Origin of the sequence: Acinetobacter sp. YH1901134, assembly GCF_013416965.1 — a bacterium.
Lineage (GTDB): Bacteria > Pseudomonadota > Gammaproteobacteria > Pseudomonadales > Moraxellaceae > Acinetobacter > Acinetobacter amyesii.
This window is the reverse complement of the sequence record NZ_VPEW01000003.1, coordinates 246,057-262,255: the sequence shown is the minus strand read 5'-3', so window position 1 is coordinate 262,255 and position 16,199 is coordinate 246,057. Positions and strand designations below refer to the sequence as shown.

Sequence of the window (16,199 nt, the reverse complement as noted above, 5' to 3'; positions counted from 1 at the left end):
AATGAAGCTCCCCAATATTCAACTAGATTTACTTGAAACACCGCGTTTTGAACAAGTTCAAGCTAAAGCACTTGAACATCCGCCACGCATTCTGCTGCTATATGGCTCTAACCGTGAACGCTCATTTAGCCGCCTAACGGTATTGGAGGCGGGTCGAATCCTTGAACATTTTGGTGCAGAAGTCAAAATTTTTCATCCTAAAGGTCTTCCACTGCCTGAAGATGCTGAAACTTCACATCCCAAAGTTCAGGAATTACATGAATTGCTTACATGGTCAGAAGGCATGGTTTGGTGTTCGCCAGAACGACATGGTGCGATGAGCTCTATATTGAAAGCACAAATTGATTGGATTCCTTTAGCGTCAGGTGCCATTCGTGCTACTCAAGGTAAAACGCTGGCGTTAATGCAAGTCAGTGGTGGTTCGCAATCTTTTAATGCTGTTAACCAAATGCGCATCCTTGGGCGTTGGATGCGGATGATCACGATTCCAAATCAATCTTCCGTTGCAAAAGCATTTTTAGAGTTTGATGAAAATGATCGCATGAAACCTTCCTCCTATTACACTCGCATTGTCGATGTGATGGAGGAATTATATAAATTTACCCTACTCACACGTGGTCAATCTGCCTACCTCACAGATCGCTATTCTGAACGAGTTGAAAGTGCGGAAGAACTCTCTAAACGAGTTAATCAAAAGAACCTTTAATGAAAAAACTCCTGCATCTGTGCAGGAGTTTTGGTCTAAAATATCCATCCGTTTCAACTTAAACTAATAATTTATAAAATAATGTCGTTGAATCTATTGTACCTGTATGGCTCAATGCAAATTGCGGAATGATCCCAGCTTTTATAAAGCTAAATTTTTCATATAGCTTTTCAGAGACATCGCCTGTACGCGTATCAAGTACAAGTAATTTCAAGTTCAAGTGTTTTGCTTTATCTTCTGCAAGTGTGAATAGTTGGTGAGCAATGCCTTGCTGACGTACCTTTGGATGCACCATAAGTTTTTCAATCTCAGTACGACGCAACGCATTGGCTTTGGTGGCACGAACCAATTGTACTGTGCCCACAACTTCACCGCTTTGCAGCGCCACCCACAAAAAGGTTTTATGCTTTTGAATATCCTTTGCCACAGCAGACCAATATTCATCATAGTGCGACTTAGATTCTTTAGTTAAAAAACCCAGTGATGCACCATCTTGCACACATTGGGCCAATAATTCACACAGTTGAGCCTGCTCATCTTTTAGATCTTGAATGTTTAAATATTGAATTTCGCTCATCTTCTTTTCCTCTTATTTCTATTTTTATCGTTATATTCAAATGGCATGCCATAAAAAATCCCGCTCGGAAGCAGGATTTTGATTTTCAATTTAGTAAATCGACATATGATTACGATGGATCATTTCAAGTGATCGGGCTTCCCCTAAAACTTGATGAACTTTATCTGAGGCTAAACCTTTAACGATTTCTGCCGAGCGTGAACTGAAGTTTACACGGCCAACAGCAACACGATGACCTTGTGTATCAACACATTCCACCACATCACCACGTTCGAAATGCCCTTCAACCGCTTTCACACCGACAGGTAATAAACTGCGGTGATTATCACGAATGGCTTTGACTGCGCCATCATCAATTACTAAACGACCAGCTGTTTGTAAATGTGCAGCTAACCATTGTTGATGGGCTGTCACACGATCATTGTCCGTAATGAATAAGGTACCGAGTAATTCACCTGCCATCACACGTGAAAGCACATTATCGCTATCACCGCTCGCAATGACTGTTGGACAACCAGACTTGGCTGCTAAACGTGCCGCACGAACTTTGGTTAACATACCGCCACGACCGAATTTACCGCCGCCGCCAGCCATATCGAATAATGATTCATCCATTGCACGTACTGTATGGAACAGTTTTGCATCTGGATTGGAACGAGGGTCAGAGTCGAACATGCCTTCTTGGTCAGTTAGAATCACCAAGAGGTCTGCATGAACCTGTCCAGCCACCATCGCAGCTAAAGTATCGTTATCACCAAAGCGGATTTCGTCAGTCGACACTGTGTCATTTTCATTGATCACAGGAATCACACGCCAGTCTATCAAGTGTTGCAACGCATCACATGAGTTCAAATAACGACGACGGTCTGCCAAGTCATCATGCGTTAACAAAACTTGTGCTGTGCGAATCGAACGTTGTTCTAATACGCTAGACCAAGTATGAATTAAGCCCATCTGACCAATGGCAGCACAAGCCTGTAGACTAGGTAGATCTGTGGGTCGGTTGTCCAAATTCATACGAACCATCCCTTCAGCCACAGCACCGGAAGACACAAGAATGATCTCGTGTCCTGCATTGTGTAGTTCTGCAATTTGTCCCGCCCAATGCGAGATTGCATCCAGATCTAACCCTTTTCCGTTTGCTGTGAGTAGTGATGATCCGATTTTAACAACGATACGTTTACAACCCTTGAGCTGACGTTGCCCATCTACCACTTCTATCATCTTGTCCTCAGACTTGTTTGCTTTGACACTTATTCAGCAATTAACGTACGTAGTACGATTCTGCCTCATCATCACCGTCTTCAAATTCATCATCAAAGTCTTCACCTTGACCTGCCAGACGTTGTTGACGACGCATTTCACGATATGCTTCTTTCGCAGCAAGCGTTTGCTCACGTGTTTCAGCTTCAAGCTGATCACGGAACGCTTTAACTTCTGCAGCATATTCAGGATCTTCAGTTTCGCGTTCGCGCTGTTCTTCAATTTGATCCATCAGGTAGTACACAACGTCTTTAGTACCTTCAAACGTTAAACCTGAAGTTTTGAATACAGGGCCTTTCCACTGCAACTCTTCGAGAATGTGATCACACCATTCATCACGCGTTTCAGCCGCCAATTGGTCTACTTTATTGAGTACCAATACAACAGGTAATTTTGAAAGTGTTGGGGAGAATTTTTTCAACTCTTCCAAAATTGCTTTTGCATTGTACGCAGGGTCAGAACCATCAATCGGTTGAACATCTACGATGTGTAATAAAATACGTGTACGTGCCAAGTGTTTCAGGAATCGAATACCTAGACCTGCACCTTCTGCAGCCCCTTCGATTAGACCCGGAATATCCGCCATTACAAATGAACGGTGACTATCGGCATCAACCACACCTAGGTTTGGCACCATAGTGGTAAATGGATAATCTGCAACTTTTGGTTTCGCTGCTGAAACTGCACGGATAAAGGTTGATTTACCCGCATTTGGCATACCCAACAAACCAACGTCTGCGAGTACTTTTAATTCAAGACGAATTTCACGATATTCGCCTTTTGAGCCGTGTGTACATTTACGTGGAGAACGGTTGGTTGAAGATTTGAAGTGAGTATTACCCAAACCACCTTCACCACCTGCTGCCACTAACACACGCTGACCGTCAGCCACTAAGTCGCCGATGATATCGCCAGATTCTGTATCTACAATTGTTGTGCCCACTGGAACGAGCAATACGGTATCTTCACCGCCACGGCCTGAGCAGTTCGCTCCACGACCATTTTTAGCACGTTCTGCACGGAATTTACGTGTATAACGATAATCTACTAGGGTACTTGTGTCGTTGTCGGCTTGAACGTATACGTTACCGCCACGACCACCATCACCACCATCTGGACCACCAAATGGTACGAATTTTTCACGGCGAAAACTGGCTACGCCATTGCCACCGTCGCCAGCCTCTACGGTAATGACTGCTTCATCAACAAAGCGCATGTTTGCCAATCCTCTAAAAACTTTAAAACCGCTTATTCTGCCATATTTTAAAGAATTTCTCGAACAATATTATTCAGCAATACTATAAATTTCATTCATCTTGGTGCTGATGCAAATTTTTAGGAAAATCCGCACCTCGCTCGAAAATCTTTAGCTCATCATCAAAATACCTTTGATAAATGGCAAACGAATTTCACTCCCCATTTCTGAAAGCTATTTACGTGCATTTTCCTTGGCTTCAATAATTTCAGGCAAGGTTCGTTCAACCCAACCAATCAGATGCATTAACTTTTCTGCAGCCTGCGAGCCCATTAAAGTCAGTTGATATTCAACTTTGGGTGGCACGACTGGATAGACTGTCCTTAAGATAAAACCATCTTGCTCGAGCATTTTCAGCGTTTGAGCCAGCATCTTTTCGCTTACCCCTTCGATACGCTGCTTAAGTTCACTAAAACGGTGTACCCCTTCAGTCAAACAACGTAAAACTAATACTGACCATTTATTGGTGAGATGTTCCAATATTTCTCGAGATGGACAATCTGTGGATAAAACTTGACCTAATAATTTACTTGTAGCGTATGTGTTCATTAAATCTTTCCTCAAAGTCACTAACTTACTTTTTGGTACGTACTTACATTTAGTAAGTTAACAGATTAAGATTCAACCATCAAGATCATTTATTCAACAATCAGAGGGTTTAAATATGAAAATCGCAATTACAGGTGCAACAGGTCAACTAGGCCAATTGGTCCTTCAATTTTTATTGAAAGAAACCGCGGCCGAAAACATCATCGCTTTAGTTCGCTCAACAGAAAAAGCAGCATCTCTACAAGCTCAAGGCATCGAACTTCGTCATTTTGACTATGATCAACCAGATACACTGGTTCCTGCACTACAAGGTGTCGATAAATTATTACTCATTTCTGCCAATGAAATTGGTCGGCGTACTCCACAACACAAAGCCGTAATTGATGCTGCAGTAGAAGCGAAAGTTCCATATCTTGCTTATACCAGCCTGTTACGTGCTGATACATCGCCATTGGGTTTATCTCAAGAACATCGTGAAACAGAAAGTCTGATTCAAGCTAGTGGTTTAACCTATACCTTCTTACGAAATAACTGGTATGTCGAAAACTATCTTGCTGCTGCAGGACATGTGGTGGAAACAGGTACCTTATTTGGTGCAGCAAAGGATGGGAAAATTAATGCAGCGACCCGTGCTAACTATGCTGAAGCTGCTGCAAAAGTACTTACAAGCTCTGGTCATGAAAATAAAACCTATGAACTTGCAAGCTCAGACAGTTTCACCTTGGCACAGCTTGCTGAAACCCTACAGCAAGTTTCAGGTCAAAATGTTCACTATCAAAATCTTACAGCAGAAGACTATACGCAAGGTCTATTACAAGCTGGCTTACCTGCTGGTCTTGTAGATGTTATCGTCGATGCCGATATCAATAGCATTGGCGGTGCGATGCAAAGTGATCGTAAGGACTTGGAACAGTTACTCGGTCACCCAACTACTTCTCTACGTAGTGCTGTTGAAGCTGCTTTAAAATAAGATTGAACCCACAAAAAAGCCCGAATTGATTCGGGCTTTTTTTGAGTTGAATCATGCTTATGGATGTACATTTTTTATCGGCAAATCCATATTCATATCTAAATTTGCCTTGGTATTACGCTCTGCGTTGTACATCGTGGCATTAAAGGTTGCGATTTTTCGCATGGTCATCGGGTCATTGAGTTTTAGCTGTGGTGCAAACTGATGTACCACATGCAAATCGACTTTTTCATTAAACTCAAAATACACAGGACCATTAAAATTAATTCGAATAGGAATGTTATAGGTTCTTTTCAAATGAAAAGGCACATCTAACTTGACAGGAATGTCCATTTTTAAGGGAAATTTCGGCACGAGTTTATTTTTAATCACCAAATCTGTGGTCGCCTCAAGCGGCATCGTCTGGTTAATTTGAATATTGGTGGAATAATCAATATCCACTGAGATCGGAACCTCTACACTAAACTGCAAATCTGCCAGATATTTTCCCTTTAAGGGTAGTTGCAGCTTCCGATCTAAAGCAATCTGCGTATCCAGAGTCCCAATAGACTGCGTTTGCAAATAATTACCAACGGAAATTTTGGTGGGTAGTGAATGCGACAATTGAATATCAGCATTTTTTGCACGTACTTGCATCGACGCATAAATATTTAAATACAACCAAAATAGTACCGCAACCAATAACGCAACTGCGATAAAACTCAAAATGATGCGCTTCGCCGATTGAAATATCCACATGGCTTACTCCTGAGCTTTCGCTTCAGTTTTGGCATGCTCTCTGTTGAGTCGCATTGTTTTTAGTGGAATTACCAATTCACCCTTTTTAATTTGAACCGGCAACGTATTTTGCACATCCACTGTCGCTTTTAATGCCGTCTTAATTGGAACATTTAAATTACCTTCAATAGGAATGTTGGTTTTTAAATTTGCATTTAGTGGAATATGTAGGTTTTCTTTCAGCACGGTTTTGACTGGCGCATCAAATTTTAAATGTACTTTTTGCTCCAAAGGCACATTCATATTTACTGGAATATCCAATTGTATCGGGATATCACCTTTGAGCGGCAAAGTCACATCCTGCCCCATGACTTTAACTTTCACTTTGGTATTCACAGGAAGGTTTTGATTCACTTTCAAAGTTTCACGTACTGGAATCGTGGTCTTGATTGGGACTTGATTATCAAAATACACCCGTGGCGTCAGCGTTTGAGTTAAGGGAATATTTAAATTTTCATGTATCGGAATTTCAGCATTCACCCGCCCTGTCACGTCCACATCCAAGGCATCATGAATTTTGACTTCGGCTTGTAACGGCTCTTGCAGGTCAATATTGACGTTCTGATTTTCTAGCGGGATATAAATATTAAAGTGCTTAAACACCCAAATGGCGATAAGTACACCACAGAGCGCAGCAAACACAATAAATGCCAATCCACTGAGCATGTGCTTTGCTTGCAAACTAAATTCCTTTTGCTTTTTATTTTTTACAGTCTCATTTTGAACACATTATACAAACCAGTTTGCAATTTTTTGTATTTAATTCTTTAATAATTTCATTAACTTAAAACTTGAACATTTTAGTCAGCTTTTCATTATAAATGACTCACACTCATCTAACAGTGGCAGAAAAAACAAGAACTTTTGATGTTTTTGATCAATCCATTCGTCATCTATGCCTTAAGTTTTTAACCCATACTCTTTAGATAAAAAAAGAGCCTCAAATGAGGCCCTTTTTTTACAGCGTGAACTAATTAAGCATTAGTTTCAGCAGGAACTTTTGGATAGCTTACGCCGCCCATTTGCTCAGCAATACGCAATACTTGGCAGCTATAACCCACTTCGTTATCGTACCAAACATAAGCAGTTAAACGGTTACCAGAAGCGATTGTCGCTTGAGCGTCAAACACACCAACAGTACGTGAACCGATAAAGTCAGACGATACAACTTCAGTTGAGTTTGTATAACCGATTTGACCTTGAAGGTTAGAGTTGATTGAAATTTGGCGAATGTATTCATTCACTTCTTCACGGTCAACATCTTGACCCAAAGTAAGGTTCAAAATTGCAAGAGATACGTTTGGAGTAGGTACACGTACTGAGTTACCAGTCAATTTACCTTGAAGAGCAGGAAGTGCTTTAGCAACAGCTTTAGCAGCACCAGTTTCAGTGATTACCATGTTTAAAGTAGCAGCACGACCACGACGGTCAGCTTTATGGTAGTTGTCGATCAAGTTTTGGTCGTTTGTGAACGAGTGAACTGTTTCAACGTGACCATTGATCACTGTGTACTTGTCATTTAACACTTTAAGTGTTGGTGTAATCGCGTTTGTTGTACAGCTTGCAGCAGAGATGATGGTATCTTCATCAAGGATGTCAGCTTGGTTCACACCGTATACAACGTTCTTCATATCACCTTTACCAGGTGCAGTTAGAATTACGCGTGCAGCACCTGGACATTTAAGGTGCTGTGCAAGACCTTCAGAATCACGCCATTTACCTGTATTATCGATTACAAGTGCATTGTTAATACCGTAAGCAGTGTAATCAACTTCAGATGGGTTAGACGCATAGATCACTTTGATGAAGTTACCGTTAGCAATGATTGCTTCGTTTTCTTCATCAACAGAAATTGTACCTGCGAATGGACCATGAATAGAGTCACGACGTAACAAAGACGCACGTTTTTCTAAGTCACCGTCAGATGATTTACGAACAACGATTGCTTTAAGGTTAAGGCCACGACCTAGACCAGATTGACTGATCATCAAACGTGCAAGGATACGACCGATACGACCGAAACCGTAAAGTACAACATCACGGTTTTCAACGTTAGTTGCATTGCCTTCAAGTGATTTCACAGCGTCAGCAACGAATGCGTCAACATCACCGCCTTTTTCTTTGAACTCAACAGCAAGTTTGCCAAGATCAATTTCAGCAGTACCGATGTTTTCGATTTTCGCCAAAGCTTCAAGAATTGGGAAAGTGTTCACAACTGAAAGTTCAACGTCAAGTACGCGAGTACGACGATGCGCTTTAAGAATTTGGATAACCGAACGGTTAATTAAAGAACGACCGTATACTGTAGCTACGATGTTTTTTTCACGATATAACTGACCCACTAGGGCAATCATACGTTCCGCGATTTCTTCACGGTTTTTCCAGCGACCTTGGTGCTCTGCATGTAGGGCAACGATAGTGTCTTTGCTCACAGATACGTCCTCTAATTAATTGTAAATCTAAGCATAAATTTCAAAACCCCACAATTGTAATGGAAAACTGAAAATTAATGAATCTAAAAGCAGATTTCGACAAGGTTATTTTGTTATATATTCACTATAAGTTTTCAAAATAATCATGATTAGTATTATGATTTTATAGCCGAAAGTTGAAAAACCGGCTTTTTCGCAGATTTTTGTCACAAAATTTCAAATGTAGTTTTATCAACCAGATCTCAGCAGATTTAGCTCAAAGATGAACGAATATTTATATTTTTCAAATTGTGCTGTTTTTTTATTTTGCTCAATTTATAGTATTTTTACTGATGCTAAGCTCGTAATAATAATTTCACATTTTTAAATGATTTTTAAGAATATTCGACGGAGTCTTACACCTGAGGTTTGAATAAAGGGTTTAGCCTTCAGCTGGAGGTACTCTTATGAAACGTTGTTTCTCATTTGGCAAAATGAGAAGCGAAGCTTCGCAAGGAAACCATCTTGCGGAGCAATGCTCCTCACCGCAAAACTCGTTCACTACCGTCAATTTATTCAAAGTATCGCAAAAACATTTTTTATTAGTAGTAACCTTGTCTTAGACAATTGCGGATAACATTACCGCGTATCGTTCTTTTATTTGGATCAAATTACGCCTCTAATGTTACTGCCTAACATTAGTTTTAAAGTCAGATCAATATTTAAAATTCTGTTAATTTTTCAGATTCTCAGCAAACTTTTCCAAATTAAAATCAAAGAAATTTACACTCAGCTCTAATATTTTCGGTAGTGCATTTAAACCATTCTCTCCAGTACTAATCGCAAAATATCTCCGATCACTAAAAGACTGCACCTTTAAGGCATTTTCACATGGCTCAAAATCGAGATTGACGAGCTGTGACGCATGTTCCTTTAGCAACATTAAAACCTGCATATAAGTCTGGCGCTTTTTTTGCTGTTGCGCTTTTAAAGTATCTGCTTCAAGGCTTTCATACTCCCCTGTTTTCGTCATGCGTTTGGAAAATCCAACATGCGCGCCATGGGCACCCGTATTTTCTACAATTACGTCTTTAGCAAAGATCTTCTGTTGATCCTCGTTCGGCTGCAAGAGCGCTTTCAACGCCGTATGAATTTGTTGTGACTGCTGATGATGTAACTCCCAATCATCTTCGTTTTGAACATGAAAAATGTGCGTACGCCGTTTCAACAAAAGCACCTGCCAGGCCTGTAGTTGAAGTCGCAGCCGTTTCAACTCAAAACTTGCCTCAAACTTAGGGCAACTACTCAAGACGTTTAGACTCGTGATGAGCTTCTGAGATATTTGCATGCTATGGAAAAATACAAAGTCATGCTGTATCTGCTCACTCAGTTGATTTTGAACAGTCTGATGTAAGGGCTTCAATATCAATGTATTGAACTGCTGCTCAAAAGCAGGTAAAACCGTCGCTAATTGAGTAGCATCCTCTACATGCAGCATTAAAAGTAGATGCTTATCTAACCGTGTATAAAGTTGCTGCATTAAATTTTGCAGATCTAAATGTATAAAACCTGCAATGGATGCCAACTTTGAGACTCGAAATTTTAATTGTTCGATCTGTTGATTTTCTAAAGCAGTATTTAAATCTATGGCCACCCCATCAAAAATTTCGTCTGCTAAGGCATCATTATGCTTTGTAGATAAAAACCGCATTGCTGAATACTGCGTCGTCCAATCTAAATCAGGCGACAAAATATAAATAAACTCAGATGTTTGTACGATTTGTAGATATCGCGTTTTTTGTTCACGCTTTAAATAGTATTTAAAAATCGGATGTTGCCAAACCTCAGATGATTTCGGGATAGAAGCATCAAACACTTGCCCCAACACGTGTGACTTTAAGAAAATTTCGATCAAGAAAACTTTAACTTGCAGAGCGGTGAGTTGACGTGCATCACTCGGCGCAATCAAATCCATTTCACGAATGATTTGTGCGGCATTTAAAATGAAATGCTGATGTAATACATTTTTTTCATACTGTAATTCAAAATCTTCTTCTGCATCTATTTTATTGATATAGAGTAGGTTTTCTTCTAATTTTCGCGCAATTTGAATACTCTGGGTCAATATCCTAAGTTCTTCGAGCTGTGTTGCCAAATACTGTGCATGCTCACGCATGACACCATATTTTAGTACTTTCATCAGCATGCCCAAATTCATCGGTACATCGCTTTGATACGACTGTGATGAAGACTCCCAACGAATACCTTTTTGCAATAACACCTGCTGTATCTGCGGTAAGTTTGATTGATCAAGATCAGTGCACACTTCAGACACGATACTCTGCCAATGCTGATCCAACACAGGCTCTAGCTGTAAAAGTTTTGCACTTAGATGAAATGGGACAACCACTGACTGCTTCCTGTATCTTGGTTCTTTAATCAATCTTTTATCGATTTCAGTTTATTTTTATCTAAAATAAATATTTTTGTACACCATCATTCAATGCTGTTCTTCCTAAACAATAAATTGAATCATGTCTTGTTGTAGTTTTCTAAGTTTAAGATTTTACTAAAAAACAGCAAGCATTAATTGTAAACTGATCAATTTATCGTACCAGCATTTTCAGTCTAAGAATCGATTCGATCATTTAACGCTTTTACATTTTTTGCTAGCGCACGTTCATTTTGCTTTTGTTTAAACAGATGCAAAACACCTTCTATCACCAATAACAATACCGCACCCCAAATTGGAATATAGGTCAGCCATTCTTCGGCTTCTACTCGCTCCCCCAATGCGATGGATGCAAAAGCTAACAACACGGGTTCTAAATAACTCAACAAACCAAAAATCACAAATGGCAAATAACGACTCGCCAACATATAGCTACCTAAGCCAAGCGCACTCAGAAAACCCAGTCCTAAAACCGCCAAAATCAGATACGGGAATAACGACATCAGCGCTAAACTATCGCTATGAATAAATCCTAAATAAAAGGCTACAGGCAAAATTAAGCAAAGATCCCACCAAAAACCACCCAAATGATCGGTTTTAAAGGTACGACGTAAAAAGAAATAAATCGGATAAGCCACAGCGACATAGACAGTTTCCCACGCGATACTGCCAATACGCCAAATTTCGTGGCCGACCCCTAAAATTGCCAATGCCACGGCAGCCATCTGCCATTTAGACAGCTTTTCTTTATACAGTACACATCCAACCAGAACCATTACTAAGGGCAATAGAAAATACCCTAAAGATACTTCTAGCCCTCGGCCATTAATTGGTCCCCACAAAAACAACCAAAGCTGTGTAGTACATAAAAATGAACTAATGATTAACCAAATGAGAAAGATCGGTTGCTTGACCACACGCCAAAAAATTTCACTGACTTTGTTTAAATCTTTCATCCACCACATAAATAAGGTTAAAAATGGCAAGGTCGCCAACATGCGCCATGCAAAAGTTTGCTCGCTATCTAGAGGTTTTAAAAAGATGGTAAAGAAATACAAAATACCGAAAGTGACCGATGCCAATACAGACAATGCAACGCCTTTATACATCTTTCACTCCAGTCCAAATGACTACATAATCTTGATATTTTGCTTGATGAATCAAGCTTCTCGCCTGGACATTCTAGCAAATAAAAAACCATGCACAGGCATGGTTTTTTAGCATTTGTTCAATTATTTAGGTTTTAGGTTTCACTGTCTGCTTGGTATGAATAATATCTGATAAATCATAACCAACAGATTGCGCATAATTTAGATATTCCTGAATCACTTCCTGATCTGGATGAGCCGAACGAGAAAGCACCCACATATATTTACGACGTGGCTCACCCACCAAAACTGTTTGATAGTCTTCATCGGCTTTGAGTACCCAATAATCACCACGCCCCACAGGCAACCAACGAATTGCTTCTGGTAAGAAACTAACTTTTAATTTCGAGTTAAACGGTGCATTTTGTACAAATGCCTCGCCTATTGATTGCTTCTTGGTACCATCTTTAGATACACAGCGATTATTTACATTAATGTTGCCATTTTCATTTAGCGTGTAAACCGCAGTCACATCACGGTCACAGCTTTTTTGAAAAACCATAGGCTTACGAGCTACTTCATACCACATACCTAAATAACGATCGAGCTCGACTTTTTCCACAGTCTGTAACGGTTTCGTCTGTGCATAGGCCATTGTGGCTGCACCCAAACCAATTAACACTGCTGCACCAAGTGCAATTTTTGCGAGTTTAAAACCAGCTTTCGGAAGATTCGTTGTTGTCATTTTTATGCCTCATTTCGATGCAAAACATTCGATGAAAATTAAGTAATTCTTTCTCTCGTGTTTTTACTCTAGCGGAAAAAATTGCTCTAAAAATCATTTTCTTGTCTGAATTATGTATGTCATTCAAACAATATTCCGCATCTTGTCTAACAAAATTATGAAATCATCTGTGCTTTTAAACGCAAGATTTCATCGCGTAATCGAGCGGCTTGTTCAAACTGTAATTCCTTAGACGCTTTTAGCATTTCTTTTTCCAACTTATTCATATGTTTTGCCAGAAGTTTTGGATCCGACATCAAATGACGTTCATCTGCAGTTAATGCCTTGGCCTGATCTGAAATTTTTGCATCGATTTCATCATCTGTCAGCAGTTCACCAGTATCAATATCATTAACGTTTTGGCGTACAGCACTACGTGGTGTAATGCCATGTTCAAGATTAAAGGCGATTTGTAAATTACGACGCCGATCCGTTTCATCAATGGCTTTTTGCATTGAGTCAGTCATACGATCTGCATATAAAATCGCTTTACCGTTTAAGTTACGCGCTGCACGACCAATGGTTTGAATCAAAGAACGCTCAGAACGTAAGAACCCCTCTTTGTCTGCATCTAAAATGGCGACTAGAGACACCTCTGGCATATCTAAGCCTTCACGCAGCAAGTTAATCCCAACAATTGCATCGTATACACCCGAACGCAATTCATGGATAATTTTAGTGCGCTCAACAGTGTCAATATCTGAATGTAAATAAGCGACTTTAATGCCATATTCTTTCAAATATGAAGTTAAATCTTCTGCCATACGTTTGGTTAATGTCGTAACCAATACACGCTCATTTAAGTTTTTTCGATTATTAATTTCTGACAATACATCATCCACTTGCGTTAACACTGGACGAATTTCAATTTCAGGATCAACCAAACCTGTGGGTCGAACCACTTGCTCAACGACTTGTTCAGACTTTTCCATTTCATAATGTGCAGGCGTTGCACTGACATAAATGGTCGAAGGAATAATCCGCTCCCATTCTTCAAATTTCATTGGGCGGTTATCAAGCGCACTTGGTAAACGAAAACCGTAATTGACCAAATTTTCTTTACGTGAACGGTCACCTTTATACATAGCCCCAATTTGCGGAACGGTAACGTGCGATTCATCAATGATTAATAAGGCATCGTCAGGTACATAATCAAACAAAGTCGGAGGTGCTTCACCAGAAGGACGGCCAGACAAGTGGCGTGAATAGTTTTCAATACCGTTGGTATAGCCAAGCTGCTGCATCATCTCTAAATCATAACGTGTACGTTGTTCGATACGCTGTGCTTCGAGTAATTTATCATTTGCACGAAAGAATCCTAGTCGTTCTGCGAGTTCTTCACGAATCGTTCCAATTGCACGCTGTAAATTATCTTTAGGTGTTACATAATGGCTTTTTGGGTAAATCGTAATCCGTGGCACTTTACGGACCATTCTGCCCGTCAATGGATCAAACCATCGAACTGAATCAACTTCATCATCAAATAACTCTATTCGAATGGCATTTTGATCAGATTCAGCAGGAAAAATATCAATAATTTCACCACGAATACGGTATGTGCCCCGTAAAAATTCGAGTTCATTTCGGGTGTATTGCATTTCCACCAAACGACGAATGATATCATCACGGCTAATACGGTCTCCTTCCACGATATGCAGAAGCATACTCATATAAGCATTGGGATCACCCAGACCATAAATAGCTGAAACTGACGCTACGATAATTGCATCACGTCGCTCTAATAATGCCCGTGTTGCCGAAAGACGCATTTGGTCGATATGATCATTAATCGATGAATCTTTTTCAATAAAAGTATCTGAAGATGGAACATAGGCTTCGGGTTGATAATAGTCATAATAACTGACGAAGTATTCCACGGCATTATGCGGAAAGAAGGCTTTAAACTCGCCATAAAGCTGCGCAGCCAAAGTTTTATTATGCGCCATAATAATCGTTGGACGTTGCGTGCGTGCTATCACATTTGCCATGGTATAGGTTTTACCTGAACCTGTTACCCCTAAGAGCAACTGATCATGCATTCCTTTTTCAATCCCCTTCACCAATTTCTCAATCGCTTGAGGCTGATCACCTGCCGGCTGATATTGTGTTACCAGTTCAAAAGGCTGTTCCTGCATCACACTCTTCTTCAACAGTTTTATATGGCTTTATTATGAGGGCAAAGTTGCACAAAACAACGCTAAATTTATGTAAATACCAGAGGCGTGTACAGACTGAAAATTTATAACTCAACATACCCCCACAGATTTTTCTCATGTTTGAAAAATAATTCGCCTGATTTCGCATGTTTTTCTTGAGGAAACTCTTGGCTCTAAAAAAACTCAGGAATAAAGCGTTCATTTATCCCTTATTGATACTTGACCTATGTAAATTTCACCTGCAACATGAACAAAAGGACGCCACAGATCAAACTTATGACTTACCAATATCATGACGAAAGTATTGTTAAAAACCTACCCGAAGATACTATTTTTGTTTTTGGCAGCAATATGGCAGGTCAACATACTGGCGGTGCAGCGCGTACTGCCCTAGAGCATTTTGGTGCAATGAATGGTATTGGTCGTGGATGGGCTGGTCAAAGTTTTGCTATTCCAACAATGAATGAGCATTTACAACAAATGCCATTGTCTCAGATTCAACATTATGTTGATGATTTTAAAATCTATACCAAGAATCATCCGAAGACCAAATATTTCATTACTTCGATTGGCTGTGGTGTCGCTGGCTATAAAGTTGAAGAAATTGCTCCCATGTTTAAGGGGATTTCCAGAAATGTTATTTTTCCAATTTCATTCCGTCCTTTCGTTGAAAAAGCTTTACCTAAACTTACTTCGAAACTTCTACATACAATTTTTCAAGACTCGGTAATTTTTGCACCTTCGGCAGATGAATTGGTTGATGTTCTGGCCTTAACAGATAATGAAAAAAGTCTTGCGAAAATTGTGCTGAATACCCAAATGTACCCGACAGATAGCAATGGTCGTGACCGTATTTTTGAAATTGAAGATATTTTGCATGCCCTGAATGGGAAAATATTTGAGTTTCAAAGCAACTCAGAAGGCCCAATGATGTTTGGCGGCGTCATTTTAGCCCTACTTGAACTGTACAATATTAATGAAAAAGATTTCATTGATGTTTGGAAAGCTGAACGTGAAATCGCTGCACCAAAGCCTGAAAATAAAGCTCGTAAAGCCAGCCGCTAAAGACTATTTTCACCACATTTCCCCCCAAAAAAGCCAAAGTCTACATTGGCTTTTTATCTAAGTTGAATTAACGACTTTTAGCGACATAAGTCACACTAAAAATAAAGTTTATTTTATATATCACATTATTTTAATATCATTTTTTT

General features: G+C 39.8%; 14 protein-coding genes. 3 read left to right on the top strand and 11 right to left on the bottom strand.

Annotated features, from left to right (window positions below):
* Nucleotide 1 precedes the first annotated feature (1 nt).
* Nucleotides 2–706: an arsenical resistance protein ArsH gene (gene arsH / locus FTV50_RS02885; protein ID WP_168379190.1), complete on the top strand. Its 705-nt coding sequence runs from the start codon at nucleotides 2–4 to the stop codon at nucleotides 704–706.
* A 58-nt stretch (nucleotides 707–764) separates the two neighbouring features.
* Here arsH and FTV50_RS02880 read toward each other — a convergent pair whose 3' ends face one another.
* The 4 genes from FTV50_RS02880 to FTV50_RS02865 form a co-directional block, all read right to left on the bottom strand.
* A complete protein-coding gene (locus FTV50_RS02880) occupies nucleotides 765–1,283 on the bottom strand; it encodes a GNAT family N-acetyltransferase (protein ID WP_180023442.1) in 519 nt (172 codons plus the stop codon).
* Nucleotides 1,284–1,373: 90 nt separating this feature from the next.
* Nucleotides 1,374–2,507 carry a glutamate 5-kinase gene (gene proB / locus FTV50_RS02875; protein ID WP_078190202.1) on the bottom strand — a complete coding sequence of 378 codons (1,134 nt, stop codon included), beginning with the start codon at nucleotides 2,505–2,507 and terminating at the stop codon, nucleotides 1,374–1,376.
* Between the two features lie 40 nt (nucleotides 2,508–2,547).
* Nucleotides 2,548–3,762, bottom strand: coding sequence for an Obg family GTPase CgtA (gene cgtA, locus FTV50_RS02870; protein WP_078190204.1), 1,215 nt, complete (start codon nucleotides 3,760–3,762; stop codon nucleotides 2,548–2,550).
* A gap of 213 nt (nucleotides 3,763–3,975) precedes the next feature.
* Entirely contained in the window at nucleotides 3,976–4,350 is a 375-nt protein-coding gene (locus FTV50_RS02865; RefSeq protein ID WP_078191873.1) for a helix-turn-helix domain-containing protein, read from the bottom strand.
* A 115-nt stretch (nucleotides 4,351–4,465) separates the two neighbouring features.
* Here FTV50_RS02865 and FTV50_RS02860 point away from each other — a divergent pair, with 115 nt between their 5' ends.
* The gene (locus FTV50_RS02860) at nucleotides 4,466–5,320 is read left to right on the top strand and encodes an SDR family oxidoreductase (protein WP_078191874.1); all 855 of its coding nucleotides are present in this window, start codon (nucleotides 4,466–4,468) and stop codon (nucleotides 5,318–5,320) included.
* A gap of 57 nt (nucleotides 5,321–5,377) precedes the next feature.
* On the opposite strand, the gene FTV50_RS02855 is transcribed toward FTV50_RS02860, so the two are convergent.
* The 7 genes from FTV50_RS02855 to uvrB form a co-directional block, all read right to left on the bottom strand.
* Nucleotides 5,378–6,058: a hypothetical protein gene (locus tag FTV50_RS02855; protein WP_078190209.1), complete on the bottom strand. Its 681-nt coding sequence runs from the start codon at nucleotides 6,056–6,058 to the stop codon at nucleotides 5,378–5,380.
* A 3-nt stretch (nucleotides 6,059–6,061) separates the two neighbouring features.
* Nucleotides 6,062–6,763: an MFS transporter gene (locus FTV50_RS02850; RefSeq protein ID WP_143221649.1), complete on the bottom strand. Its 702-nt coding sequence runs from the start codon at nucleotides 6,761–6,763 to the stop codon at nucleotides 6,062–6,064.
* 308 nt (nucleotides 6,764–7,071) lie between these two features.
* Nucleotides 7,072–8,529 carry a glyceraldehyde-3-phosphate dehydrogenase gene (locus FTV50_RS02845; RefSeq protein WP_180023441.1) on the bottom strand — a complete coding sequence of 486 codons (1,458 nt, stop codon included), beginning with the start codon at nucleotides 8,527–8,529 and terminating at the stop codon, nucleotides 7,072–7,074.
* Nucleotides 8,530–9,241: 712 nt separating this feature from the next.
* Complete coding sequence (locus FTV50_RS02840) at nucleotides 9,242–10,918, bottom strand: hypothetical protein (RefSeq protein WP_180023440.1); 1,677 nt, start codon at nucleotides 10,916–10,918, stop codon at nucleotides 9,242–9,244.
* A gap of 218 nt (nucleotides 10,919–11,136) precedes the next feature.
* Nucleotides 11,137–12,069 carry an EamA family transporter RarD gene (rarD, locus tag FTV50_RS02835; protein ID WP_078191878.1) on the bottom strand — a complete coding sequence of 311 codons (933 nt, stop codon included), beginning with the start codon at nucleotides 12,067–12,069 and terminating at the stop codon, nucleotides 11,137–11,139.
* A 127-nt stretch (nucleotides 12,070–12,196) separates the two neighbouring features.
* Nucleotides 12,197–12,793, bottom strand: coding sequence for a lipocalin family protein (locus FTV50_RS02830; protein WP_180010426.1), 597 nt, complete (start codon nucleotides 12,791–12,793; stop codon nucleotides 12,197–12,199).
* Between the two features lie 155 nt (nucleotides 12,794–12,948).
* Nucleotides 12,949–14,970 (bottom strand): excinuclease ABC subunit UvrB, encoded by a 2,022-nt coding sequence (uvrB, locus tag FTV50_RS02825; RefSeq protein ID WP_180023439.1) that lies wholly within the window; start codon nucleotides 14,968–14,970, stop codon nucleotides 12,949–12,951.
* Nucleotides 14,971–15,264: 294 nt separating this feature from the next.
* On the opposite strand from uvrB, the gene FTV50_RS02820 reads away from it, so the two are divergent.
* Nucleotides 15,265–16,053 (top strand): hypothetical protein, encoded by a 789-nt coding sequence (locus tag FTV50_RS02820; protein ID WP_180023438.1) that lies wholly within the window; start codon nucleotides 15,265–15,267, stop codon nucleotides 16,051–16,053.
* Nucleotides 16,054–16,199 lie beyond the last annotated feature (146 nt).

Excerpts from the sequence above, each read along its gene's own strand:
- arsH (WP_168379190.1), top strand. The coding sequence starts at position 2 with ATGAAGCTCCCCAATATTCAACTAGATTTACTTGAAACACCGCGTTTT.
- FTV50_RS02880 (WP_180023442.1), bottom strand. The coding sequence starts at position 1,283 with ATGAGCGAAATTCAATATTTAAACATTCAAGATCTAAAAGATGAGCAG.
- proB (WP_078190202.1), bottom strand. The coding sequence starts at position 2,507 with ATGATAGAAGTGGTAGATGGGCAACGTCAGCTCAAGGGTTGTAAACGT.
- cgtA (WP_078190204.1), bottom strand. The coding sequence starts at position 3,762 with ATGCGCTTTGTTGATGAAGCAGTCATTACCGTAGAGGCTGGCGACGGT.
- FTV50_RS02865 (WP_078191873.1), bottom strand. The coding sequence starts at position 4,350 with ATGAACACATACGCTACAAGTAAATTATTAGGTCAAGTTTTATCCACA.
- FTV50_RS02860 (WP_078191874.1), top strand. The coding sequence starts at position 4,466 with ATGAAAATCGCAATTACAGGTGCAACAGGTCAACTAGGCCAATTGGTC.
- FTV50_RS02855 (WP_078190209.1), bottom strand. The coding sequence starts at position 6,058 with ATGTGGATATTTCAATCGGCGAAGCGCATCATTTTGAGTTTTATCGCA.
- FTV50_RS02850 (WP_143221649.1), bottom strand. The coding sequence starts at position 6,763 with ATGCTCAGTGGATTGGCATTTATTGTGTTTGCTGCGCTCTGTGGTGTA.
- rarD (WP_078191878.1), bottom strand. The coding sequence starts at position 12,069 with ATGTATAAAGGCGTTGCATTGTCTGTATTGGCATCGGTCACTTTCGGT.
- FTV50_RS02830 (WP_180010426.1), bottom strand. The coding sequence starts at position 12,793 with ATGACAACAACGAATCTTCCGAAAGCTGGTTTTAAACTCGCAAAAATT.
- FTV50_RS02820 (WP_180023438.1), top strand. The coding sequence starts at position 15,265 with ATGACTTACCAATATCATGACGAAAGTATTGTTAAAAACCTACCCGAA.